The following is a 24803-nucleotide window of genomic DNA, read 5'->3' as shown; positions in this document are numbered from 1 at the left end:
AGAGGGCGACCATTGTAATCGCCCTCGCAGCCTCACGGTGCCACCGGCTCGCGGTCGCGCACCCAGGACATGAACAGCTTGAAGCCGAGCGCCAGCACCACCGGACCGACGAACAGGCCGAGGATACCGTTGCTGAGCATGCCGCCCAGCGCGCCGATGAGGATCACCGGCATCGGTACCTCGACGCCGCGACCGAGCATCAGCGGCTTGAGCACGTTGTCGATCAGCCCGCCGATCGCTGTCCAGATCGTGAAGACGATGGCCAGCGGCATCGAATAGTCGGCGACGAACACGTAGATGATCGCCGGCAGGGTGATCAGCACCACCGGCAGCTGCATGATGCCCAGCAGCAGCACGCCGAGGGCCAGCAGGCCGGCGCCGGGGATGCCCATGACGATGAAGCCTACCCCCAGCAGCACGGTCTGGATGAAGGCGATGCCGACCACGCCCTGGGCCACGGCGCGGATGGTGGAGGTGCACAGGGAGGCCAGTTCCGGGCCGCGTTCGGGGCTGGAAATGCGCGTGGAAATATCCACCGCCGTGACGCTGCCGGGCTTGCCGTAGGCCATGATGACGCCGGCGATGAGGAAGGCGCCGAGGAACTGCAGCAGGCCCATGCCGACCCCGGCCACCTGCGCCAGCAGCTGCCTGGCGACGCCCTGCAGGTGTGGCGTCACCTGGTGCAGCACGCCCATGAAGTCGGTGGCGAGGCGTTCCCAGAGCTTGTGCAGCGGCTGGCCGATCAGCGGCCAGCCGAGGATGGCGTCCGGCGGCAGGGGAATCTTCAGGGTCCGGTTCTGCACCGCATGCACCGCGTCGCCCACCGATTCGGCGATGGAGGTGCCCAGCACCGCCACCGGCACCAGCAGGATCACCAGGCCGATCAGGATGATCAGCGTCGACGCGCTCACCTCGCTGCCGCCGAACCAGCGGCAGAAGATCTGCTGCAGGGGGTACAGGGTGATCGCCAGGATCACCGCCCACAGCATCAGGTCGAGGAAGGGGTGGAAGATGCGGAAGCAGAACAGTGCCAGCAGGAGGATCAGTCCGGCGCGAATCAGCACATCCAGCAGATTGCGCGACAGCAACTTTTCCGAAGGGGGCAGCATGCGGAGTCTCCTTGTTCGCCATGCGGTAAGCCAGTCCTAACTATCGGCGGACTCTGCGCGAGTGCAAGGAATCGAAGCAACTTTCGTGGTGCTTCCAGGGGATAAAGAGGGGGAGGAGGGGAAAAAACGGAAGCCTGCCGGGAGTCGGCAGGCTCGAATCCACGCAGAGGGCGTGGAGTGCGGATTACTTCTTGCTGATCACGATGTGACGGCTTACCGCGCCCTGCTGCTGGCCGCTGACACCCTTGGCGATCTGCTGAATCTCTCCACCGGAGTTGAGGAAGGCTGCGACCTGAGCCTCCAGCGATTCACGGGTTTCGACGGCGGGAGCCGGCTTCGGGGCAGATTTCTGGCGGGTGACGACGGGTTTGGAACGCATGACTGCCATGATTTTCTCCTTCGGACGGCCGACCATTGTACACGAAACGAGCAGCCTCCGGGCCGGAAAAGGAATGGGCGGTCATGTCGTGGATCAATGCCGGGCGATTCGGCCGTCCGCGTGGCAGGTGCTACTCTCGCCGCAACAGCCGTTTCCCCGCGAGCCTTCCATGGTCTTCCTGTCGCCCCGCCTGCGCACCGCCCTGCGCCTGGCCCGCACCTTTCTCGCTCCCTACCGCTGGCGGGCGCTGGGTGCGCTGGTCGCCCTGCTGTTCACCGCCGCCATCACCCTGTCGCTGGGGCAGGGCATCCGCCTGCTGGTCGACCAGGGCCTGCTGACCCAGTCGGCGGACCTGCTCAACCATTCGATCCTGCTGTTCTTCGTGCTGGTGCTGGGCCTCGCCGTCGGCACCTTCTGCCGCTTCTACCTGGTGTCGTGGATCGGCGAGCGCTGCGTGGCGGATATCCGCAAGCGCGTGTTCGACCACCTGATCGAGCTGCATCCCGGCTTCTACGAGGACAACCGCAGCTCGGAAATCCAGTCGCGCCTGACCGCCGACACCACCCTGCTGCAGACGGTGATCGGCTCGTCGCTGTCGATGGCGCTGCGTAACGCGCTGATGCTGGTGGGCGGGGTGATCCTGATGTTCGTCACCAATCCCAAGCTGAGCAGCATCGTCATCGCCGCGCTGCCGCTGGTGATCGCGCCGATCCTGCTGTTCGGCCGGCGCGTGCGCAGCCTGTCGCGGCAGAGTCAGGACCGCATCGCCGACGTCGGCAGCTATGTCGGCGAATCGCTGGGCCAGATCAAGACGGTGCAGGCCTACAACCACCAGGCGCAGGACCGCGAACGCTTCGCCCTGACCGTGGAAGGCGCCTTCGCCGTCGCCTGCCGGCGCATCGCCCAGCGCGCCTGGCTGGTCAGCGTGGTGATCCTGCTGGTGCTCGGCGCGGTGGGGGTGATGCTCTGGGTCGGCGGCCTGGACGTGATCGCCGGGCGCATCAGCGGCGGCGAGCTGGCGGCCTTCGTGTTCTACAGCCTGATCGTCGGCATGGCATTCGGCACTCTCAGCGAGGTGATCGGCGAACTGCAGCGCGCCGCCGGCGCCGGCGAGCGCATCGCCGAGCTGCTGCGGGCGCGCAACCTCATCCATGCCCCGCACGGGGACCTGCTGCGGCTGCCGGCGCAGGTTCGCGGGCGGATCGAGATGCACGGCCTGCGCTTCGCCTATCCGTCGCGGCCGGAACACTGGGCCATCGATGGCATCGACCTGGTCGTCGAACCCGGCGAGACGGTCGCGCTGGTGGGGCCGTCCGGCGCCGGCAAGTCGACGCTGTTCGACCTGCTGCTGCGCTTCTTCGACCCGCAGCAGGGCGGCATCCGCATCGACGGCCTGCCCATCGAGCGCCTCGACCCGCGCGACCTGCGCCGCTGCTTCGCGCTGGTGGCGCAGAACCCGGCGCTGTTCTTCGGCACGGTGGAGGAAAACATCCGCTACGGCCGCCCCGGGGCGAGCGACGCCGAAGTCGAGGCGGCGGCCCGCGCGGCGCATGCCCACGAATTCATCCTGCGGCTGCCGCAGGGCTATCGCACGCATATCGGCGAAAGCGGCCTCGGCCTGTCCGGCGGGCAGCGCCAGCGCCTGGCCATCGCCCGCGCCCTGCTGGTGGACGCGCCGATCCTGCTGCTCGACGAGGCCACCAGCGCGCTGGATGCGGAAAGCGAACACCTGATCCAGCAGGCCCTGCCGGGATTGATGAGCGGCCGCACCACGCTGGTCATCGCCCACCGCCTGGCCACGGTGCTGAACGCCGACCGCATCGCGGTGATCGACCACGGCCGGCTGGTGGCGCAGGGTACCCACGCCGAGCTGGTGCGCAGCAGCCCGCTGTATGCGCGGCTGGCGGAGCTGCAGTTCGGGCAGGCGGTGGCGGGGTGAAACTGGCGGGGTGCCATGTGCCTTGGTCGCGGGCATGGCCCGCTCCTACAGGTCCGTGCGCATCATCGTTCTCACATTCCAGCGTCCAGGCAGAAAAGCGTCATCCAGGCTGCGCAATGGCATGACGCTTTTGTAGGGCCATGCCCGCGACATGGCGGCCGGTCGCGGGCATGACAGGACTAGCCTGTCGCCGTAACGGGCGCAACGTCGCCGCAAGGAGTAGAATCCCCGCCCTCTTCAACGAGGTAGACGAACATGGCGGTCATCGGGCGTTTCAATTCACTGCAGGTGGTCAAGCACACCGACTTCGGGCTGTACCTGGACGGCGGTCCGCACGGCGAGATTCTCCTGCCCAAGCGCTACGTGCCCAAGGACGAGCCGACGGAAGAGGGCGACTGGCTGAACGTCTTCGTCTACCTCGACAGCGAGGACCGGGTGATCGCCACCACCCAGAAGCCCAGGGTGCAGGTCGGCGGTTTCGCCAGCCTGAAGGTGGTCGAGGTCAACCGCGTCGGCCTGTTCCTCGACTGGGGCCTGCCCAAGGACCTGCTGCTGCCGCACTCGGAAGAGAAGCGCCCGCTGCAGGTCGGCGACTACTGCGTGGTCTACGTCTACCTCGACGAACGCACCCGCCGCATCACCGCCACCGCGCGCCTCGACCGCTACCTCGACAACACCCCGGCGAACTACCGCAGCGGCGAGGAAGTCGACCTGCTGGTGGTGGAGCGCACCGACCTCGGCTTCAAGGCCATCATCGACGGCAAGCACTGGGGCCTGATCCACAAGAACGAGATGTTCAAGTTCCTGCGCGGCGGCATGCGCGAGAAGGGCTACATCAAGGAAGTGCGCGCGGACGGCAAGATCAGCCTGAGCCTGCAGCCGGTCGGCCAGGCCGCGCGCGACGACCTCTCCGAGAAGATCCTCGCCGAACTGCGCGCCGCCGGCGGCAGCCTGGCGATCAGCGACAAGAGCCCGCCGGAGCAGATCAGCCAGCAGTTCGGCGTCAGCAAGGGCAACTTCAAGAAGGCCATCGGCGGGTTGTACAAGCAGGGCCTGATCACCATCCTCGACGACCGCATCGAACTGCGCTGAAGCACTTGCGCGGCGGCATGCGCTGAACCAGCATTCCAGCTCCAACCCAGCAGCGAAGAGGCCGGCATGATCCGCGAAATCCTGAAGATGGGCGATGAACGCCTGCTGCGCATCGCACCGCCGGTGCCCCGCGAAATGTTCGGCAGCGCCGAACTGCAGGCGCTGATCGACGACATGTTCGACACCATGCGCCACGCCGGCGGCGTCGGCCTGGCCGCGCCGCAGATCGGCGTCGACCTGCAGCTGGTGATCTTCGGCTTCGAGCACAGCGAGCGCTACCCGGATGCCCCGGCGGTGCCGCGGACGATCCTGCTCAATCCGCTGATCACGCCGCTCGGCGAGGAACTGGAGGAGGGCTGGGAAGGCTGCCTGTCGGTGCCCGGCCTGCGCGGTGCGGTGAACCGCTACCGGCGCATCCGCTACCAGGGTTTCGATCCGCAGGGCCAGCCGATCGACCGCCAGGCCGAGGGCTTCCATGCGCGGGTGGTGCAGCACGAGTGCGATCACCTGATCGGCCGGCTCTACCCGTCGCGCATCAGCGATTTCGGCAAGTTCGGTTTTACCGAGGTGCTGTTCCCGGGGCTCGATCCAGCGGCGGATGACTGACGAGAGGAGCGGATAACCCGGGCCGGGTTATCCGCTGGGTGGATGGCTTAGGTCGAATGACTGCCGAGCAGCGCCGCGCCGGTTTTCTTCTGGCGTTTCGCCATGCGTTTTTCCTGGGCGGTCTTCAGCGGCTTTTTCTTCGCCTCTTTGTGCGAGTCCTGACTCTTGCTCATGATCGTGACCTCGAATGCGGGTGGATGGATGCGGCATCCCTGCGCGCCAGGGTTTTCTGCGCCATTCCCACCTCCCGAGCTGCGCCAGCTCCACGTTGCATGGCTTACAGCATAGTTCCGGATGCGCCGTTCAGCGTGACGAGAGCTGCTCCAGCTCCCGCCGCACCATCGCCGCGTATTCCGGCGGGCCGAGCCGGTACAGCTCGCCGGCCACCCACTGCAGCCAGCGTCCGCCCATGGCCTCGCGCGGCGCCAGCAGGCGTTCCGCCTCGGCACGGGCCCGGGCGGCATGCTGGCGGTGATAATCGGCGCGGCTCATCGAAGCGGCTCAGCCCCGGCAGCGCAGGGTCTGCGGGTCGATGTCGACCTTGGCCAGCAGCTTGCCGTCGTTGCCGGTGTACTGGTGGCTGATGCGCACGCGGTAGCGGCGGAAGCGCTCCAGCAGTTCCTGCTGCTGGCAGGTGGAAGCCACCAGGCGCGAGCGCAGGCCGTCCTCCAGCTTGGCCTTGCCGGCGGCGTCGAGCTGCGTCGAGCTTACGCTGGAGATCGCGTAGCGGTAGTACAGCGTCCTGTCGTCCAGGCTCAGCTGCACGCTCTTCAGCGTGGTCACCTTGTCCACCTGCTGGGGCAGGTGGTCGCGGGTCTGCTGGTCGAAGTACTCTGCCGATTGCCTGAGGAAGGTGTCCGGATCGGTCGACTGCCCGGCCCGCGCCGAGTAGAGATAGCCGGCCAGGGCCACCGGAAGCGCCAGGCCGGCGAAGATGAGGATGCGTTTGGGCGTGATCTTCCTGGGCGTCGCGTCGCTCGGCATGGAGGTGTCCTATGGCTGGAGGGATACGGTCATGCCTGCGGTAATGGCGGGCTTTTCGGATATATAGGCCAATCCGCGTCTCTGCGCTGCCCCCATACCGCTTTAAGCTAGGGTTTTTCTGCAACTTCGGCGTTACTGGCCTGGTCCCAAGCTGTGGGCGATCGCAGCCGTTGATGGAGGAAGTCGGGAATGCGTTTCATGGATATGCGGGGGCTGAGCCTGGGGCCCTGGACACTGCTGAAGCTCACGGTGAAGGAATTCTTCGACGACGAGATGCCCACCTACGCCGCCGCGCTGGCCTACCAGGGGCTGTTCTCGCTGTTTCCCTTCCTGCTGTTCCTCATCGCCCTGCTGGGTTTCCTGCACCTGCCGGAATTCTTCGACTGGCTGCGCGAGCAGGCCAGCTACGCGCTGCCGGCGCAGGCGCTGGACCAGGTGAACCCGGTGATCGACCAGCTGCAGCAGCGCCAGGGCGGCCTGCTTTCCATCGGTATCATCGTCGCCCTGTGGTCGGCGTCCGGCGCCGTGCGCTCGCTGATGAGCGCGCTGAACGCCGCCTACGACGTGCGCGAGGCGCGCCCGGTGTGGAAGCGCATGCCGCTGTCGGTGTTCTACATGCTGTGCATCGTCGGCATGCTGCTGCTCGCCGCCGCGCTGATGGTGATGGGGCCGCAGGTGATGGGCTGGCTGGCCGGGCAGTTCGGGCTGGAGCGCTACGTGGTGATCGTCTGGGCCTGGCTGCGCTGGCCGGTGGCGATCCTGCTGCTGATGATGACCATCGCCGTGACCTACTACGTCACTCCCGACGTGCAGCAGAAATTCTGCTTCATCACCCCCGGCTCGGTGCTCGCCGGCGGAGCCTGGGTCGGCGCGTCGCTGGCGTTCGGCTACTACGTGAAGAACTTCGCCGACTACAACGCCATGTACGGCAGCGTCGGGGCGATCATCGTCCTGCTGCTGTACTTCTACCTGTCATCCGCCGTGCTGCTGCTCGGCGCCGAGATGAACGCGGTGATCGAGCACCACCTGCCGCACGGCAAGGATGCCGGGCAGAAGACCTTCGCCGGCGCGAAGCAGGCGCCGCCCGACAACGCCTGAACCGTCAGCGGCCGGCCGACGAACTGTCCATCGCCGGCTGCCCGGCGAGCAGGCCGTCGACCAGGGTGCGGGCCTTGTCGAAGGAGGGATAGCCGCTGATCGCCACGGGCAGCTGGGCGTAGGCCATGCGATAGCGTTCCGCCCTGTTGCGGTCGGCATGCGGGATCAGGTAGGGCTCGCTGTAGATCCTGAACAGCAGCACGGTGGCGTAAGGCTGGCCGGCCTTGGCGGAGCGCTCCAGCAGGTCCAGCACCTCGTCCGTCGGCCCGCCCTGCCGGATCAGCAGCAGCGCCTTGTAGAAGGATGCCTCGCCGCGCCGGTCGAGGGGCATGGCGCGATCCAGCAGGGCATTGGCGAGGTCGAAGTTCTCCTGCTGGCCGGAGGAGATCAGCATCCGCGCCTGCAGCATGTCGTTCTGGTACAGCAGGCGCTGCGCCTGGCAGCGCTCGCTGGGGGAATCGCAGTTGCTGGACGTGGCGCAGCCGGCCAGCAGGAGAGGCAGGCTCAGTGCGATCAGGGTACTCAGGCGGTGGATGCCCATAAACTTCCTCGATGACGGGTTGCGCGCCAGGCTTCTCGCAGTCGGTTGGCGCCGTTGAGTGGGGCGAAGCATAACCGGGATCACAGCGATGCAGGCAACTGGCCATGACATTCAATTGTCACGCAACATCTTCAACTCCGCATCCGACGCGACCGAACCGTGTTCCAGCTTGATCTTCAGGCTCAGGTCGGTGCGCGAATCGGCGAATTTCAGTGCGTCGGCGAGGGCGACACGGCCGCTTTCGAACAGCGAGAACAGGCTCTGGTCGAAACTCTGCATGCCCTGTTCCAGCGCCCGTTCGGTCGCGCCCTTGATCTCCCCCAGTTCGTCGCGCTGGATCAGCCCGCGGATGTGCGGCGTGCCCAGGACCACTTCGACCGCGACCACGCGCTTTTGTGCCGTGCCCGGCACCAGCCGCTGGCCGATCACCGCCAGGATGTTCTGCGCCAGGTCGGCGAGCACCTGGTGGCGCGCTTCGTCGGGGAAGAAGCGGGCGGCGCGCTCGATGGCGTGGCGGGTGCTGGTGCCGTGCAGGGTGGCGATGCACAGGTGCCCGGTTTCCGCATAGTGCAGGGCGTGCTGCATGGTTTCCAGGTCGCGGATCTCGCCGAGCATGATCACGTCCGGCGCCTCGCGCAGCACGTTGCGCAGGGCGTCGGAAAAGCTGTGGGTGTCCAGGCCGACTTCGCGCTGATCGATGATCGAGCGCTTGTGCCCGTGGAGGAACTCGATCGGGTCCTCGACGCAGACGATGTGTCCGCTGCGCCGGCGGTTGCGGTAGTCGAGCATCGCCGCCAGGGTGGTCGACTTGCCGGAGCCGGCCGCGCCCACCACCAGCACCAGGCCGCGGTCCTGCAGCGCCAGCTTCTCCAGCACCCTGGGCAGGCCGAGGGTGGCGAAGTCGGGAATCACGTGCTTGATCAGGCGCGCCACCATCGCCACTTCGCCGCGCTGGTAATAGATGTTGATCCGGTAGCGCCCGCTGTCCGGCACGCTGATCGCCAGGTTCATCTCCAGGTCGCGCTCGAACTCGCCGATCTGCTTCTCGGTCATCAGCTGGTAGGCCAGGCGCTTGGCCTCGGCGGAAGTCAGCGCATGCTCGCCGACCTGCTGGTTGTGGCCTTCGACCTTGATCAGCGGCGTCGCGCCGACGCTGAAGAACATGTCGGAACCGCCGTGCTGGTGCAGCAGTTTCAGGTAGGCGAAAACGTCTGCGGGGTGTTCCTGGGGGGAGTCGTTCATGCTGCCTCCGCGGGCTGTCGGGCAAAGCCTAGCAGTCCTTTCCATGGGATGTGAAAGGGCCAGCAGGCAGCGGCTGACAGACTATTCTTAAGGCGGATTCCTGTGAGGTCATCGGACGTTGTGCAACCACGTGGCGGGCGCCGCCGGCAAGGAGAGATCATGAAGCTGATTCTGGGATTGCTGAGCCCGCTGCTGCTCGTCGGTTGCGCCTCGGTGAGCGATGTCTGGCCGGTGGAGAACGGCATGTACGTGGTGTCCGCGGCGGCGCTGCCGGTCATCGGCGGGGCACCCAAGGCCGGCGAGTACGCGCTGCACAAGGCCCAGTGGTTCTGCGCCAAGCGCAACAGCCGGGTACTGCTGGTCAACCCCGACTACCAGGACCTGACCCAGATGTCGCTCAGCGGTTCCTTCTACCGCGTCGGCAAGTCCTACACCGACGACATGTTCAAGCACCAGCGCGACAGCCTGGTGTTCAAGTGCGGGCCGATTCCTTCCCAGTCGCCGGGCCTCACCGGCGAATCGCCGCCGGCCACCACCTGAGGGGCATCGTCATTCCCGTCGAAGGGGCGTGAATATCTAGTCGCGCAGGGTCTTGCGGCAGTGCAGCAGGGCTTCCTGGATCATGAAATTCACCAGCGTCGGCGAGACGCCCAGCGACTCGGCGATGTCCTTCTGCTTCATGCCGTGGATGCGGCACATCTCGAACACATAGCGGGTGCGCTCCGGCAGTTCGGCCAGCGCACCGGCGATGCGCTCCAGCTGCTGCTGGTCGGAAACCTGCTCCTCCGGCGTGCCGGTGGCGCTGACGGTGGCCTCGGCGCTTTCCTCTTCCTCGCACATCAGCCGCTGCTCCAGCGAGCGACGACGGTAATGGTCGATCGACAGGTTGCGCACCACGCGGGTCAGGTAGGACGCCTGCGAGCGGATGGTGCTGGAAAGGCTCGATACGTCGAGCTTCAGGTAGGCATCGTGCACGATGTCTTCGGCATGGCTACGGCATCCGGTGATCCGGGTGGCGAGGCTGATCAGGCGGTGGCGCTGGTCGAAGAACACATCAAGCAATGGGGAACCACCCCCGGCTGCTCCGAGCTTTTGCATGAGGCACCTGACTTGTGAGTGGGAAGTAGTACCGGCTGGAGGTGGGAATTTATTTTAATTAAGAATCATTTTCAATGATGTCGCGGTGAAGCTTTTGCGAAGGGGGGGAGTGGAGGTCGTTTTCAGACATGTAGGGCTCATCCGGACGCAGGGCGGCGGGGTGCTGCTCTTCGTAGGAGCCAGCTTGCTGGCGATCGATGTGCCAAGCGGCTGCTTGGGTGGTGCCGGTAACTTCCGGATCGCGAGCAAGGACTGGGCGTCCCCCTCGCTCCTACAGGTTCGGCGGGGGCATTTCCGTAGGGCGCATGAGACGCCAGCGTCATCCGCCGCTGACTGGATGCAGGTGAGTGGGAGCGGTAAAAGAGCGTCGCGGGCATGGCCCGCTCCTACAATCGTCAAACCTGGCCCCGACCTGTAGGAGCGAGCTTGCTCGCGAACAAAATGCGTTGAGATACCAAGACAGTTGCTCCTACAGGTTCGGCAGGGCGTTTTCGTAGGGCGCATGACGCGCCAGCGTCATCCGCCGCTATCGATGAAGCCCGCGAACCCCGCGCCCTTGAGCCCCCTCGGCGGTATCCTCCGCCAATCTTCGTGCTAAAGAAAAATCATTCCCATTCGTCGATTACTAGCAATACGACAAGGCCGCCACACGGCCATGACAGATCGGCAATGGAGACTGAGCAAATGGCGTTCGACCGCGAAGATGCGAATTTCAAGGTTCTGGTAAACGACGAAGAGCAGTACTCGCTCTGGCCGGACTACAAGGAAGTCCCCGCCGGCTGGCGCGAAGCCGGCAAGAGCGGCTCCAAGCAGGAATGCCTGGCCTTCGTCGAGGAAGTCTGGACCGACATGCGCCCGCTGAGCCTGCGCAAGCACATGGAAGGGCAGGCCAGCCATTGAGCATGCAGCCGCTGACCCTGTTCTGCCTGCCCTACGCCGGCGCCAGCGCCATGTGCTATGCGCGCTGGCGGCGCAGGGTGCCGGGCTGGCTGGAGGTGCGTCCGCTGGAACTCCCCGGGCGCGGCAGCCGCAGCGGTGAACCGCTGGCCGGCGATCTGGTCGGGCTGGCCGCGCAGCTGGCCCACGAGCTGCGCGGGTCGCTGCATCGCCCCTACGCGCTGTTCGGCCACAGCATGGGTTCGCTGCTTGCCTACGAGCTGGCTTGCGCCATCCGCGCGCGCGGGCTGCCGGGGCCGCGCGCGCTGCTGGTGTCCGGCGGCTCCGCGCCGGGTCAGCGCGACTACCTGCGTTTCCGCGAACCGCGCAGCGACGAACAGCTGCTCGCCGAACTGCGCGACCTGCAGGGCACCCCGGCGGCGGTGCTGGAAGACGCCGAGCTGATGCGCCTGACCCTGCCCATCCTGCGCGCCGACTTCCTCCTCTGCGGCCGCTACCGCCCGCAGCCCAGCGCGCCGCTGGATTGCCCGCTGCACGTCTTCGCCGGCACCGGCGACCGCGCCAGCCGCGAGCAGCTGCTGGCCTGGCGCGAGCACGCGGCGGCGGAGTTCAGCCTGGAGATGTTCCCCGGCGACCACTTCTTCATCCATTCCTGCGAGAGCGCGCTGCTGGAGCGCATGGCCGCCTGCCTGAGCGCGACTTCCGCCCGGCCGGTCGCCCGCGTCGGCTGAGCGCCCACGGACCCCAACCATTCCATGCAAGGTGCGAGATGACCTATTCCCATGCCTCCCTGGTCGACGCCCTGATCGCGCGGGCGGCCAGCCACGGCGAACGCCCCGCCGTGCGTTTCCTGGTCGACGGCGAGCAGCAGTGCGAAACCCTCGACTACGCCGAACTGGATCGCCGCGCCCGCGGCCTGGCGGTGGTGCTGGCGCGCCACGCCGAGCCGGGCGAGCGCGCGCTGCTGCTGTTGCACAGCGGCCTGGAGTACGTGGTCGGCTTCTACGCCTGCCTCTACGCCGGGATCATCGCCGTGCCGGCGCTGCCGCCCGAATCGCTGCGCCCGCAGGAATTGAACCGCGTGCGCGCCATCCTCGGCGACGCGCAGCCGGCGCTGATCCTCACCGATTCGCAGCTGGCCGGCTCGCTGCCGGAGGCTTTCGAGGTCGCGCTGCCGACCATCCTCGCCGTCGACGAGCAGGACCTGTCTGGTGACGGTGAATGGCACGGCCGCCGCCCGGAAGCGGAATCCGTGGCCTTCCTGCAGTACACCTCCGGCTCCACCGCCACGCCCAAGGGCGTGCAGGTCAGCCACCGCAACCTGGTGGCCAACGAGGAAATGATGCTGACCGGCTTCGATCTGCACGAACGCGAGGTGTTCGTCAGCTGGCTGCCGCTCTACCACGACATGGGCCTGATCGGCTGCCTGCTGCAGGCCATCTACGCCGGCGCAACGCTGATCCTGATGTCGCCGCGCAGCTTCATCGAACGCCCGGCGCGCTGGATGGAGGCGGTGAGCCGCTACCGCGCCAGCCACACCGGCGGCCCGGACTTCGCCTTCCGCCTGGCCGCCGAACGCACCGGCGACGCGGCGCTGGCGAACCTCGACCTGAGCTGCCTGCGCGTCATCTACTCCGGCTCCGAGCCGATCCGCCACGACAGCCTGGCGGCCTTCGAGCAGCGCTTCGCCCCCGCCGGCTTCCAGCGGCGCATGCTCATGCCGTGCTACGGGCTGGCCGAGGCCACCCTGTTCGTCACCGGCACGCCCGCCGCCGAGCCCTTCGTCGCCGCCAGCTTCGACAGCCACGCCCTCGGCGAGAACCTCGCGCAACCAGGCACCGGCAGCCTGCTGGTGAGCAGCGGCATCGAGCAGGACGGCATGCTCCTGCGGGTGGTCGACCCGGTCACCGGCATGATCCAGCCGGACAACCGCATCGGCGAGATCTGGACCAGCGGCGACAGCGTCGCCCAGGGCTACTGGCGCAATCCCGAAGCCACCGCGAAAGCCTTCGTCCAGCGCGACGGCCGCACCTGGCTGCGCACCGGCGACCTCGGCTTCCTCAGCGAGCGCCGCCTGTTCATCACCGGCCGGCTGAAGGACGTGATCATCGTCCGCGGCCAGAACCTCTATCCGCAGGACCTCGAACGCGCCGTCGAATACTCGGTGGAAGGCGCGCGCAAGGGCCGGGTGATCGCCTTCGCCGTCGAGCACCAGGGCGCCGAGGGCATCGGCATCGCCGTGGAAATCGGCCGCGCCACGCACAAGAAGATCGACGCCGCCCAGCTCTGCGCGGAAATCGATCGCGTCGTGTTCGACACCTGCCAGCAGGGCACCGCCTGGATCGCCCTGCTCGAACCCGGCGAACTGCCGCGCACCTCCAGCGGCAAGCTGCAGCGCTCGGCCTGCCGCATCCTGCTGGAGCGCGGCGAACTGGCCTGCTTCCACCTGCAGCGTGCCGGCGAACTGGCCACGCGCAGCGGCGAGCTCCCGCGCGACGACACCGAGCAACTGGTCGCGCAGACCTGGAGCGAAGTGCTGGGCATCGCCGGGCTGTACCGCGAAGACCGTTTCTTCGCCCTCGGCGGCAACTCCATCGGCGCGGTGCAGGTGCTCGCCCGCCTGCGCGAACGGCTCGGTGTGTCGCTGTCGCTGGCCGCGCTGTTCGAGGCGGCCGACCTGGCCGGCTTCGCCGCGGCGGTGCGCGAGGCAATGCAGCAGCCGGCGCGCAACCTGCCGCTGGCCGCCGATCCGCAGGCCGAGCCCGTGCTGTCCCACGCCCAGCAGCGCCTCTGGTTCGCCTGGCAGCTCGACCCGCAGGGCGCGGTGTACAACGTGCCGCTGGCGGTGCGCCTGCGCGGCCCGCTGGACATCGCCGCGTTGCGCGGCGCCTTCGCCGATCTGCAGGCGCGCCACGCGGTGCTGCGCACCAGCTTCCGCCAGGATGCGGACGCCGTGCGCCCGGTGGTGCACCAGGACATGGCGCTGGACTTCGCCGTCGCCGAACTCACCGACCTGCCCATCGAGCAGCGCGAAGCCGCCGCCCGCGAGCAGGCCGCCGTCGAGGCGCGGCTGCCGTTCGACCTGCAGCACGGACCGCTGCAGCGCGTGCGCCTGCTGCGCCTGGACGAGCGCGAGCACATCCTGCTGCTGACCATCCACCACATCGCCGTGGACGGCTGGTCGATGAACATCCTCCTCGGCGAGCTGGAGCGCCGCTACGTCGCGCGCCTGTCCGGGCAGGACCAGCCGCTGCCGGCGCTGGAAGTCGGCTATGGCGACTTCGCCCGCTGGCAGCGCCAGTTGCTCGCCGCCGACCAGCAGCGCCAGCTCGACTACTGGCGCGACGCCCTGGCCGGCGAGCAGGCCTGGTTCGAACTGCACCCGCAGCGCCCCCGTGCGCACGGCGCGCTGGCGCAGTGCGCGACCTTCGACTTCCCCGCCGCGCAGACCACCGCGCTGCGCGCCTTCGCCGCCGAACAGGGGGCCACGCCGTTCATGCTGCTGCTCGGCGCCTTCGCCGTGGTCCTCGCCGAGCACAGCGGGCAGAAGCGCATCCGCCTCGGCAGCGACATCGCCAACCGCACCCATCCGCTGGCCGAATCCCTGGTCGGCTTCTTCATCAACCAACTGGTGCTGCAGGTGGAACTGCGCGCGGAGGAGGGCGCCGACGCGCTGCTCGACCAGTGCCGGCGCGTGGTGATCGACGCCGCCGACCACCAGGACCTGCCGTTCGACCGGCTGGTGGAGGAACTGCGCCCGCCGCGCCGCGCCGGCCGCTCGCCGTTCTTCAGCATCAAGCTCAACTACCAGGAAGGCGAGCCGCCGCTGCCGCGCCTGCGCGACCTGCGCGCCGAGCATTTCGACGGTGCCCGGCAGGTCGCCGAGATGGACCTGATCCTCGGCTTCTACAACAGCGCCGGGCGCCTGCAGGCGCGCTTCGAGACGCCCCAGGGGCTGTTCCAGCCGGGCGAGATCACCCAGCTGTTCGCCCAGCTGCAGGCGGTGCTGGCGCGCTGGCTGGCCGCGCCCCGGGGCAGTCAGGCCGAACTGATCGCCGCGGCGGCGCAGGTCCGCCGCGAAGCCGAGGCCGAAGCCAACCGCCAGCGCCAGGCGCAGCTCGCCGGCCAGCGGCCGATGCGCCGCCGTGGCACCGATTCGCAAAGCATGCAGGGGGTCCAATGAGCCAATCGAGCAACAGCCTGCCCACCCTCGGGCGGGCCCGCAGGGGTGTCGCCGGCGGCAGCGCCGAGCGGGTTTCCATGCAGCCGCTGTTCGACGGTCAGAGTCTGCCGCTGATCTGCCGGGCGCGCCTGCCCGGCGTCGACCTGATCGAATGGGCCACGGCCAACCGCGAGCTGATCGAGGCGCGCCTGCTGGAACACGGCGCCATCCTCTTCCGCGGTTTCGAGGCGGCCGGCATCGACGGCTTCGACCGCTGCGTGCAGGCGATCTCCGGCGGCGCGCTGGAATACCTGTTCCGCGCCTCGCCGCGCACCCAGGTCACCCGCCAGTTCAACATCTACAGCTCCACCGACTACCCCAGCGACGAGCGCATCTTCCCGCACAACGAGCACTCCTATTCGCCGGTGTTCCCGCTGCACCTGTACTTCTATTGCGACACCCCGTCGCCGACCGGCGGCGAGACCCCGCTGGGCGACACCCGCGAGCTGCTGCGCCGGATCGACCCGGCAGTGCGCGAGGAATTCCGCCGGCGCAGGATCATGTACGTGCGCAACTACGGCGACGGCATGGGCCTGCCCTGGCAGACGGTGTTCCAGAGCGAGGACCGCGCCGAGGTCGAGGCCTACTGCGCGAGGATCGGCATCCAGCCGCAATGGAAGCCCGGCAACCGCCTGCGTACCCGCCAGATCGGCCCGGCCATCGTCCGCCACCTGCGCACCGGCGAGGAGGTGTGGTTCAACCACGGCACCTTCTTCAACGCCCTGACCCTGCCGGAAACCCTGCGCGCCGCGCTGATCGCCGAATTCGCCCCTGAAGACCTGCCGCAGAACACCTTCTACGGCGACGGCGAGCCGATCCCCGCCGAAGTGATCGGCCACCTGCAGCAGGCCTACCGGGACGTGATGGTCGAGTTCCCCTGGCAGCGCGGCGACGTCGTGCTGCTCGACAACATCCTCGCGCTGCACGCGCGCAACGCATTCACCGGCCCGCGCAGGATTCTCACCGCGATGGCGATCGCCCAGAAAAGCGCCGACCTGGCACTCGATTGAGGTTCATGCCCATGCAACTGTCCGCCCACCAGGAAGCCTTCCCCCTCTCCGCGCAGCAGGCCGCCGTGCTCGCCCTGCAGGAATCCCTCGGCCGGCCGCTGGCCGCCATCGCCCGCATCGCCATCGCCGGCCGGCTGGACGAGGCGCGCCTGCGCCGCATCCTCGACGGCCTGCTGGCGCGCAACGAAGTGCTGCGCACCCGCTACCTGCGGCTGGACGGCCTGCACCGGCCGGTGCAGGTGGTCGGCGATGCGCCGGCGGCGCTCAGCGTGGCGGGCGAAGAGGGCGGCGAACAGCGCCTGCGCGACGCTCTTGCACAACCGGACGCCGCGCCGCTGCAGGCGGTCGCCATCGACCGGGGCGAGTCCTTCGTCGTCCTCCTCGGCGCACCGCTGGCGAGCCTCGACGGCGTGGCGCTGGCGCGGCTGGCCAGCGACCTGCGCGACGGCTACGACCACGTGCTGCCGGCGCTGGACGAGGACGTGCTGCAGTACATCGACTACGCCTCCTGGCAGGGCGAACTGCGCGCCGAAGACCTCGGTGTGCGCGGCGCCGACTACTGGCGCGCGCAGGTGAGCAGCATGCCGCCGCGCCAGCGCCTGCCGTTCGAACGCGCCGGCGAGGGCGCCGCGGAACCGGCCAGCCTGTCCGTGGAAAACGGCGAACTGCTGGCGCAACTCGACGCACAGGACGTGCCGGCCGGGCAACTGCTGGCCTTCCTCTGGGGCGCCTTCCTCACCCGCATCGCCGACCAGCCGCGCATCGCCCTCGGCGTCTGGGTGGATGGCCGCAGCGAACAGGTGCAGGGCATCCTCGGCCGCTTCCAGCGCTGCCTGCCGCTGAACCTGGACATCGCCGCCGACGCCAGCCTGCGCCAGTCGCTGGACAGCTTCCGCGCCCGCTTCGACGAGGCGCGCTCCTGGCTGGAATGCCTGGACGAAGCCGAGCTGGCCGGCGCCAGCGGAGTGGTCGCCGACTACGCCTGCGCCGTGGAACCCCAAGCCGACGCCGACTGGCTGGAACTGCGCCTGGACCCCGCCGGCCTGCCGCTGCTGCAACTGACCCGCGAGGGCGCCGAGCGCCTGCGCCTCGACTGGCGCGCCGAGCGCATCGACGCCGGGTGCGCGGCGCTGTGGCTGGAGCAGTTCCAGGTGTTCGCCGGCAACGCCCTGGCCGATCTCGACCAGCCCCCGGCCCGCATCGGCATGCTGGGCGAGGCCGAACGCGCGCGCATCGCCGCCTTCGAGCAGGGCGCGGAGCTGCCGCTGCCGGCCGCGCCGCGCCTGCAGCAGCTGTTCGAAGCGCAGGTCGCCGCTGGCGCCGAGCGCATCGCCGTGCGCCAGGGCGAGGTGGCCTGGAGCTACGCGGAACTGGAGCGCCGCGCCAACCGGATCGCCAACGCACTGCGCAGCCAGGGCGTCGGTCGCGACCAGCCGGTCGGCGTGTATGCCGAGCGTTCGCCCCAGGCGCTGGCGGCCATCGTCGGCATCCTCAAGGCCGGCGGCGCCTACCTGCCGCTGGATCCGGCCTATCCCGCCGACCGCCTCGGTTTCATGCTCGCCGATGCCGGCGTGCGCTGCCTGCTGACCCTGCGCCAGCCGGACGCCGCGCTGGTCATTCCGCATGGCGTGGCGCAACTGTCGCTGGCCGAGGACTCGCCGCTCTGGCAGGGCGCCGCCGAGGCGCCGACGGTCGAGCAGCACGGCAGCGATCTCGCCTACCTCATCTATACCTCCGGCTCCACCGGCCAGCCCAAGGGGGTCGGTGTCAGCCACGCCAACGCGGTGGCCTCGACCCTGGCGCGCCACGCCCATTACCGCGCGCCGGTGCGCGGCTTCCTGCTGCTGTCGTCGCTGTCCTTCGACAGCTCGGTGGCCGGGCTGTTCTGGACCCTCGGCCAGGGCGGCTGCCTGCAGCTGCCGTCGGAAGAGCAGGCGAAAGACCCGCGCGCCATCGCCGAACTGATCGGCGCGGCGGACATCTCCCACTACCTCGCGCTGCCCGGCCTGCATGCGGAAGTGCTGGAACAGCTCGGCGACCAGCGCCTCGACTGCGTGGTGGTGGCCGGCGAAGCCTGCCAGCCGGCGCTGCTGGCGCACCACGCCGAGCGCCTGCCCGGCGTGCTGCTGAGCAACGAGTACGGCCCCACCGAAGGCAGCGTCTGGTGCAGCGCCTGGAACGCCGACGGCGGCCCGGTGAGCATCGGCCGCCCGGCGCCGGGCATGCGCGTGCGCCTGCTGGACGGCGAACTGCAGCCGGTCGCCAGCGGCGCTGAGGGCGAGCTGTACGTCGCCGGCCCCGGCATCGCCCGCGGCTATCTCGGCCGTCCCGGGCTGACCGCCGAACGCTTCCTCGCCGCCGCCGATGGCGAGCGCATCTACCGCACCGGCGACCTGGCGCGCTGGCGTCCGGACGGCCTGCTGGAATTCATCGGCCGCGCCGATTCCCAGGTGAAGATCCGTGGCTTCCGCATCGAGCCGGGCGAGGTCGAGGCCGCGCTGCTGGAATGCGCGGGCGTGATCGAGGCGGCGGTGGTGGTGCGCGAAGGCGCCGCCGGCAGCCAACTGGTGGCCTTCGTCGTTGCGGCGGAAGAGGAGGGGCTGGAGGCCCGTCTGCAGGCGCAGCTCGCCCAGCGCCTGCCGGTGCACATGCTGCCGTCTGCGCTGCGCCGCCTGGTGCGCCTGCCGCTGATGCCCAACGGCAAGGTCGACCGCCGCGCGCTGGCCGGCGAGGCGCTGGCCGGCGAGGCGCTGGCCGAGCGCGCCTACGTTGCGCCGCGCAGCGAGCTGGAACGCACCCTGGCGCAGGTCTGGCAGGAGGCCCTCGGCGTCGAACGGGTCGGCCTGCAGGACAACTTCTTCGAACTCGGCGGCCACTCGCTGCTCGCCACCCGCCTGCGCGCCAGCCTGCAGGAACGCCTCGGCCTCGACCTGCCGCTGCGGCTGTTCTTCGAGGGCGAGACGCTGGAGCGCTTCGCCGAAAAGGTCGCCGAACTGCAAGGACAGAGCAGCGGCGCCAGCCTCGATTCCCTGGAAAACCTGTTCGCCGAGGTGGAAGCCCAATGACCGCTCAGGACCGCCTGCTCGCCCTGGCCCGCCGTTTCGCCGAACTCGATCCCGCCGCGCGCCGCCTGCTCGGCGACAAGCTCAAGGCCCAGGGGCTGTCCCTGGAAAGCCTGCCGATCCCGCCGCGCCCGGAAGGGCAGACTCGTGTCGCCGCCTCCCATGCCCAGCGCCGCCTGTGGGCGCTGTGGCAGCTCGACCGCGACAGCTGCGCCTACAACCAGACCGGCGCGCTGCGTCTCGACGGCGAGCTGGACCGGTCCGCCCTGCGCGGCGCCTTGGAAGACCTGGTGGCGCGTCACGAGTCGCTGCGCACCCGCTTCGTCGAACAGGACGGTGAGCTGCTGCAGGAAATCCAGGCGCCGGCGCCGCTGCCCTGGACCAGCCTGGACCTGAGCCAGGCCGACGATCCGCAGCTGTTCCTGCAGGCCGAGCTGGACGCCGCCGCGCGCCAGCCGTTCGACCTGCATGAAGGTTCGCTGTTGCGCATGCGCCTGCTGCGCCTCGGCCGCCAGCGTCATGCGCTGCTGCTGGCGCTACACCACATCGTCTCGGACGGCTGGTCGATGCAGGTGCTGCTCGGCGAGCTGGCGCAGTTCTACGCCGCGCGCGTCGAGCGCCGCCAGCCGGAACTGCCGCCGTTGCCGGTGCAGTACGCCGACTACGCGCTGTGGCAGCGCAACTGGCTGGAGGCCGGGGAGGGCGAGCGGCAGCTGGCCTACTGGCGCAGCGCCCTCGGCGACAGCCCGGCGCTGCTGGAGCTGCCCGCCGACCGCCCGCGTCCGGCGGAAATGAGCTTCCGCGGCGCCAGTCTCGGCTTCGAACTTTCGCCCGAGCTGGCCGCGCGCCTGCGCACAGTCGCCGCCGAATCCGGCGCCAGCCTGTTCATGCTGCTGCTGGCGGCTTTCAAGGCGCTGCTGCATCGCTACAGCGGCCAGGCCGAACTGCTGGTCGGCGTGCCGGTCGCCAACCGCCAGCGCCGCGAGGTGCAGGGGCTGATCGGCTTCTTCGTCAACACCCAGGTGCTGCGCAGCGAAGTCGACGGCCGCCTGCCGTTCCGCGCGCTGCTGGAGCAGGTGCGCCGCGCGTCGGTGGCGGCGCAGGATTGCCAGGACCTGCCGTTCGACGAACTGGTCGACGCCCTCGGCATCGAGCGCAGCCTGAGCCGCAACCCGCTGTTCCAGGTGATGTTCAACCACGAATGGCGCGGCCCGGCGCAGCTCGACGGCATGCCCGGCCTGCAGGCCGAACTGCTGGTGGCGCCGGCTGCTGTCGCCAAGTTCGACCTGTCGCTGGACACCGAGGAAGACGAAGAGGGCCGCCTGCGCGGCGCCTTCACCTACGCCACCGACCTGTTCGACGGCGAACGCATCCAGCGCCTGCGCGCGCATTTCCTCGCCCTGCTGGCCGATTGCGCCGAGCGCCCGGATGCCCCCATCGGCGACCTGGCGCTGCTCGGCGCCGAAGAATTCCTGCAGGTGGTGCACGGCTGGAACGCCACCGCCACCGCTTATGACGGCCCGCGCTGCATGCACCAGCTGATCGAGGCGCAGGCCGCCGCGACGCCCGATGCGCCGGCGCTGGTCTGCGCCGGCCAGACCCTCGGCTATGCCGAATTGAATGCCGAGGCCAACCGCCTGGCGCGCTACCTGCGCAGTCTTGGCGTCGGTCCGGAATCCCTGGTCGGCGTGCTCGCCGAGCGCTCGCGGGAAATGGTCGTGGCCCTGCTGGCGGTGCTCAAGGCCGGCGGCGCCTACGTGCCGCTCGACCCGGACCACCCCGGCCAGCGCCTGGCCTACATGCTGGAGGACTGCGGCGCGCGCCTGCTGCTGACCCAGCAGCACCTGCTCGGCCATATCGAAGGCAGCGAGGTGCCGGTGCTCTGCCTGGACCGCGACGCCGCGCGCTTCGCCGAGGAAGACGCGTCCGATCTGATCAATCTCAGCCAGCCGGACAACCTCGCCTACTGCATCTACACCTCCGGCACCACCGGCCGGCCGAAGGGCGCCGGCAACAGCCACGCCGCGCTGTGCAACCGCCTGCAGTGGATGCAGGCGCAGTTCCGCATCGACGGCAGCGACCGCGTGCTGCAGAAGACCCCGTTCGGTTTCGACGTCTCGGTGTGGGAGTTCTTCTGGCCGCTGATGACCGGCGCCACCCTGGTGATGGCCGCGCCCGGCGCCCATCGCAATCCGGCGCAGCTGAAGGCGATCCTCTGTGAAGAGCGCATCAGCGTGCTGCACTTCGTGCCCTCCATGCTGCAGGCCTTCATCGCCGCCGAGAGCTTCGCCGACTGCCCGGCGCTGCGCCTGGTGATGTGCAGCGGCGAGGCGCTGCCGGTGGACCTGCAGCGGCGCTTCCTCGAACAGAGCGGTGCCGGCCTGCACAACCTCTACGGCCCCACCGAGGCGGCCATCGACGTCAGCCACTGGGCGTGCGTAGACCAGCCGGGGCTCAGCAGCGTGCCCATCGGCCGGCCCATCGCCAACCTGCGGCTGTACGTGCTGGACGCCCAGCTGCAGCCGGTCGCCCAGGGCCTGCCGGGCGAGCTGTACATCGGTGGCGTCGGCCTGGCGCGCGGCTATCTCGGCCGGCCGGGGCTGACCGCCGAGCGCTTCGTCGCCGATCCCTTCGGCCAAGGCGGGCGCCTGTATCGCACCGGCGACCTGGCGCGCTGGCGGAATGACGGCTCCATCGAATACCTCGGCCGCATCGACCACCAGGTGAAGATTCGCGGCCTGCGCATCGAACTGGGCGAGATCGAGGCGCGCCTGCTGGAACAGCCGGAAGTCGGCGAAGCGGTGGTGGTGGTTGGCACCACATCCAGCGGCGCCCAGCAACTGCTGGCCTATGTGGTAGCAGCAGACGACGCCGAGTTGCCGGCGCGCCTGCGCGCGGCCCTGGCGGCGGACCTGCCGGAGTACATGGTGCCGGCGCAGATCGTCGTGCTCGAACGCATGCCGCTGAACGCCAACGGCAAGCTCGACCGCAAGGCGCTGCCGCAGCCGGCCCAGGCGCCGCGCAGCCACGTGACGCCGAGCGGTGCCGTGGAAGAAAGCCTGGCGCGCATCTGGAGCGAGGTGCTGGGCATCGCCGAAATCGGCGCCGACGACAACTTCTTCGAGCTGGGCGGCGATTCCATCATCGCCATCCAGGTCGCCAGCCGCGCCCGCCAGGCCGGCCTGCAGATCGGCCCGCGCGACCTGTTCCGCCAGCAGACCCTGCGCGAGCTGGCCGCCGTCGCCAAGACCGCTGCCGTACAGGACGAACGCGGCCCGGCCCAGGGCGAAATGGCGCTGACGCCGTTCCAGCGGCGCTTCTTCGCCAGCGAAATCCCGCAGCGCCAGCACTGGAACCAGGCGCTGCTGCTGCAACCGACCGAGACGCTGGACATGGACCTGCTGGCCCGCGCGCTGAACACCGTGGCCGAGCATCACGACGCCCTGCGCCTGCGCTTCAGCCAGGACGCTGCCGGCCAGTGGCATGCCCTGTATGGCGAGGTGCAGGCCATCGAACCCCGGCATTTCCGCGCGGCCAATGCGCAGGAGCTGGAGGTGATAGTCGACGACGCGCAGCGCGGCCTCGACCTCGCCAACGGCCCGCTGCTCTGCGCCGCGCTGGTGGACATGGCCGACGGCAGCCAGCGCCTGCTGCTGGCGATCCATCACCTGGTGGTGGACGGCGTGTCCTGGCGCGTGCTGCTGGAAGATCTGCAACGCGCCCTGCGTGATGAGGCACTGCCGGCGCGCAGCGCATCCTTCGCCGAGTGGACCGCCTTCCTCGAACGCCACGCGCAGACCGACGAACTGACCGCGCAACTGCCCTGGTGGCGCACCCAGCTCGGCGAGCGCGAGGCCGAATTCCCCGGCGCGCGGATCGACTGCCCGGCGCTGGCCGGCGATGCCATCACCCTCGACCTGCAGCTGGATGCCGACAGCACCCGCCAGCTGCTGCGCGAGGCGCCGGCGGCCTACCGCACCCAGGTCAACGACCTGCTGCTCTGTGCCCTGGCCCGCGCCTGGAAGCGCTGGAGCGGCCAGGCGGAACTGCTGGTGGAACTGGAAGGCCACGGCCGCGAGGAACAGCTCGCCGGCCTCGACCTCAGCCGCAGCATGGGCTGGTTCACCAGCGTCTATCCGCTGCGCCTCAGCGCCGCCGGCGACTCCGGCGCGGCGCTGTGCAGCGTCAAGGAACAGCTGCGCCAGGTGCCGGACAACGGCCTCGGCTTCGGCCTGCTGCGCCACCTCGCGCCGCAAGCCATCCAGGTCGAACTGGCGGCGCTGCCCGCGCCGCGCATCACCTTCAACTACCTCGGCCAGTTCGACCGCAGCTTCGCCGGAGCCCTGTTCCAGCGCGCCAGCGAATCCGCCGGCGCCAGCTGCGATGCCGCCGCGCCGCTGAACAACTGGCTGTGCATCGACGGCATGGTCGAGGACGGCTGCCTGCATCTCGGCTGGACCTTCAGCGCGAAGCAGCTCGACGCCGGGCGCCTGCAGCGACTGGTCGACTGCTATCGCGACGAACTGCTGGCGCTGGTCACCCATTGCCTCGCCGCCGAAGGCAGCGCCACGCCGTCCGACTTCCCCCTGGCGCGCCTCGACCAGGCCCGACTCGATGCGCTGGGATTGCCGCTGGCGCAGATCGCCGATCTCTACCCGCTGTCGCCGATGCAGCAGGGCATGCTGTTCCACAGCCTCTACCAGCCGGACGACGGCAGCTACATCAACCAGGTGCGCATGGATGTCGAAGATCTCGACGTCGAGCGCTTCCGCGCCGCCTGGCAGGCCGCGCTGGAACGCCATGCGGCGCTGCGCAGCGTGTTCCTCTCTCCGGCCGGCGGCGTGCCGCTGCAGGCCGTGCTGCGCAAGGCGACGCTGGAGCTGCGCGAATGCGCTGGCGACGATCTCGACGCCCTGGCTGCCGCCGAGCGCCGGCCGTTCGATCTGAGCGAGGCGCCGCTGCTGCGCCTGCTGCTGGTGCGCACTGCCGCCGGCCACCATCTGGTCTGGACCTGCCACCACCTGCTGCTGGACGGCTGGAGCCAGGCGCAGCTGTTCGCCGAGGTGCTGCAGCACTATTCCGGCCGCGCCGTGCCGGCCAGCGCCGGCAGCTACCGCGACTACATCGCCTGGCTGCAGGCCCGTGACCAGGCTGCCAGCGAGACATTCTGGCGCCGCCACCTGGCCGACCTGCAGCAGCCGACCCGCCTGGCCGACGCCATCGCCCTGGAGCAACCGGGCAGCGGCCATGCCGAGCAGCGCAGCAGCCTGCCGCTGGCCGTCAGCGCGCAACTGCGCAGCTTCGCCCGCGCCCGCAAGCTGACCCTCAGCAGCCTGCTGCAGGCGGCCTGGCTGCTCCTGCTGCAGCGCTACACCGGCCAGCGCTGCGTGGCCTTCGGCGCCACCGTCGCCGGGCGCCCGGCGGAACTGCCGGGCATCGAAAGCCAGCTCGGCCTGTTCATCAACACCATCCCGCTGGCCGCCAGCCCGCGTCCGGAGCAGAGTGTCGGCGACTGGCTGGACGA

At 69.3% G+C, this 24803-nt stretch carries 19 protein-coding genes (1 of these 19 running past the window's edge); 11 read left to right on the top strand and 8 right to left on the bottom strand.

The genetic code is table 11. The features are described from left to right. Positions 1 to 32: 32 nt before the first annotated feature. Both BLR75_RS14345 and BLR75_RS14340 read right to left on the bottom strand, forming a co-directional pair. Positions 33 to 1109 carry an AI-2E family transporter gene (locus BLR75_RS14345; protein ID WP_084311295.1) on the bottom strand — a complete coding sequence of 359 codons (1077 nt, stop codon included), beginning with the start codon at positions 1107 to 1109 and terminating at the stop codon, positions 33 to 35. A gap of 184 nt (positions 1110 to 1293) precedes the next feature. Further along, positions 1294 to 1488, bottom strand: coding sequence for a hypothetical protein (locus tag BLR75_RS14340; RefSeq protein WP_371858118.1), 195 nt, complete (start codon positions 1486 to 1488; stop codon positions 1294 to 1296). 169 nt (positions 1489 to 1657) lie between these two features. Here BLR75_RS14340 and BLR75_RS14335 point away from each other — a divergent pair, with 169 nt between their 5' ends. The 3 genes from BLR75_RS14335 to def all read left to right on the top strand — a co-directional run bounded on the left by BLR75_RS14335 (position 1658) and on the right by def (position 5125). Continuing rightward, complete coding sequence (locus tag BLR75_RS14335; RefSeq protein WP_084311294.1) at positions 1658 to 3427, top strand: ABC transporter transmembrane domain-containing protein; 1770 nt, start codon at positions 1658 to 1660, stop codon at positions 3425 to 3427. A 255-nt stretch (positions 3428 to 3682) separates the two neighbouring features. Beyond that, a complete protein-coding gene (locus BLR75_RS14330; RefSeq protein ID WP_084311293.1) occupies positions 3683 to 4519 on the top strand; it encodes a CvfB family protein in 837 nt (278 codons plus the stop codon). A gap of 66 nt (positions 4520 to 4585) precedes the next feature. After that, the gene (def, locus tag BLR75_RS14325) at positions 4586 to 5125 is read left to right on the top strand and encodes a peptide deformylase (protein ID WP_084311292.1); all 540 of its coding nucleotides are present in this window, start codon (positions 4586 to 4588) and stop codon (positions 5123 to 5125) included. A gap of 47 nt (positions 5126 to 5172) precedes the next feature. On the opposite strand, the gene BLR75_RS27200 is transcribed toward def, so the two are convergent. The 3 genes from BLR75_RS27200 to BLR75_RS14315 form a co-directional block, all read right to left on the bottom strand. Next, entirely contained in the window at positions 5173 to 5298 is a 126-nt protein-coding gene (locus BLR75_RS27200) for a hypothetical protein (RefSeq protein WP_255312778.1), read from the bottom strand. 130 nt (positions 5299 to 5428) lie between these two features. Beyond that, positions 5429 to 5617, bottom strand: a complete 189-nt coding sequence (locus BLR75_RS14320; RefSeq protein ID WP_084311291.1) for a hypothetical protein — start codon at positions 5615 to 5617, stop codon at positions 5429 to 5431. Positions 5618 to 5626: 9 nt separating this feature from the next. Beyond that, on the bottom strand, positions 5627 to 6109 hold the full coding sequence (locus BLR75_RS14315) for a hypothetical protein (protein ID WP_084311290.1): 483 nt from the start codon (positions 6107 to 6109) through the stop codon (positions 5627 to 5629). Positions 6110 to 6298: 189 nt separating this feature from the next. Between BLR75_RS14315 and BLR75_RS14310 the strand changes: the two genes are divergently transcribed. Then, on the top strand, positions 6299 to 7207 hold the full coding sequence (locus tag BLR75_RS14310; protein WP_084311289.1) for a YihY/virulence factor BrkB family protein: 909 nt from the start codon (positions 6299 to 6301) through the stop codon (positions 7205 to 7207). Between the two features lie 4 nt (positions 7208 to 7211). Here the strand turns inward: BLR75_RS14310 and BLR75_RS14305 are convergent, their stop codons facing one another. Together BLR75_RS14305 and BLR75_RS14300 are read right to left on the bottom strand one after the other, a co-directional pair. After that, complete coding sequence (locus BLR75_RS14305) at positions 7212 to 7748, bottom strand: gluzincin family metallopeptidase (RefSeq protein ID WP_084311288.1); 537 nt, start codon at positions 7746 to 7748, stop codon at positions 7212 to 7214. Positions 7749 to 7859: 111 nt separating this feature from the next. Beyond that, complete coding sequence (locus BLR75_RS14300) at positions 7860 to 8990, bottom strand: PilT/PilU family type 4a pilus ATPase (protein WP_084311287.1); 1131 nt, start codon at positions 8988 to 8990, stop codon at positions 7860 to 7862. Between the two features lie 159 nt (positions 8991 to 9149). Here BLR75_RS14300 and BLR75_RS14295 point away from each other — a divergent pair, with 159 nt between their 5' ends. Further along, positions 9150 to 9530 (top strand): hypothetical protein, encoded by a 381-nt coding sequence (locus BLR75_RS14295; RefSeq protein ID WP_084311286.1) that lies wholly within the window; start codon positions 9150 to 9152, stop codon positions 9528 to 9530. Between the two features lie 36 nt (positions 9531 to 9566). Here the strand turns inward: BLR75_RS14295 and BLR75_RS14290 are convergent, their stop codons facing one another. Further along, entirely contained in the window at positions 9567 to 10088 is a 522-nt protein-coding gene (locus tag BLR75_RS14290) for an RNA polymerase factor sigma-70 (RefSeq protein ID WP_084311285.1), read from the bottom strand. Between the two features lie 684 nt (positions 10089 to 10772). On the opposite strand from BLR75_RS14290, the gene BLR75_RS14285 reads away from it, so the two are divergent. The 6 genes in view from BLR75_RS14285 to BLR75_RS14260 are tightly spaced (at most 38 nt apart) and all read left to right on the top strand, a layout consistent with a single transcriptional unit that may run on beyond the window. Beyond that, a complete protein-coding gene (locus BLR75_RS14285) occupies positions 10773 to 10988 on the top strand; it encodes an MbtH family protein (RefSeq protein WP_084311284.1) in 216 nt (71 codons plus the stop codon). Between the two features lie 2 nt (positions 10989 to 10990). Beyond that, positions 10991 to 11716 carry a thioesterase II family protein gene (locus tag BLR75_RS14280; RefSeq protein ID WP_084311283.1) on the top strand — a complete coding sequence of 242 codons (726 nt, stop codon included), beginning with the start codon at positions 10991 to 10993 and terminating at the stop codon, positions 11714 to 11716. A 38-nt stretch (positions 11717 to 11754) separates the two neighbouring features. Further along, complete coding sequence (locus BLR75_RS14275) at positions 11755 to 15168, top strand: condensation domain-containing protein (RefSeq protein ID WP_084311282.1); 3414 nt, start codon at positions 11755 to 11757, stop codon at positions 15166 to 15168. Then, complete coding sequence (locus BLR75_RS14270; RefSeq protein WP_084311281.1) at positions 15165 to 16217, top strand: TauD/TfdA family dioxygenase; 1053 nt, start codon at positions 15165 to 15167, stop codon at positions 16215 to 16217. Before BLR75_RS14275 ends, BLR75_RS14270 begins: the two co-directional genes overlap by 4 nt. 11 nt (positions 16218 to 16228) lie before the next feature. Beyond that, positions 16229 to 19282 (top strand): non-ribosomal peptide synthetase, encoded by a 3054-nt coding sequence (locus BLR75_RS14265; RefSeq protein ID WP_084311280.1) that lies wholly within the window; start codon positions 16229 to 16231, stop codon positions 19280 to 19282. Then, positions 19279 to 24803: the 5' portion of an amino acid adenylation domain-containing protein gene (locus BLR75_RS14260; RefSeq protein ID WP_342741701.1), read on the top strand. Its footprint extends 1465 nt past the window's final position; the window shows 5525 of its 6990 coding nt (coding positions 1-5525); the start codon lies at positions 19279 to 19281; the stop codon falls past the right edge of the window. The genes BLR75_RS14265 and BLR75_RS14260 overlap by 4 nt, the downstream gene beginning before the upstream one ends.

It is taken from the genome of Pseudomonas jinjuensis, from assembly GCF_900103845.1.
Lineage (GTDB): Bacteria > Pseudomonadota > Gammaproteobacteria > Pseudomonadales > Pseudomonadaceae > Pseudomonas > Pseudomonas jinjuensis.
Note: the sequence above shows the minus strand (reverse complement) of the source record. Positions and strands in the feature narration are given on the sequence as shown.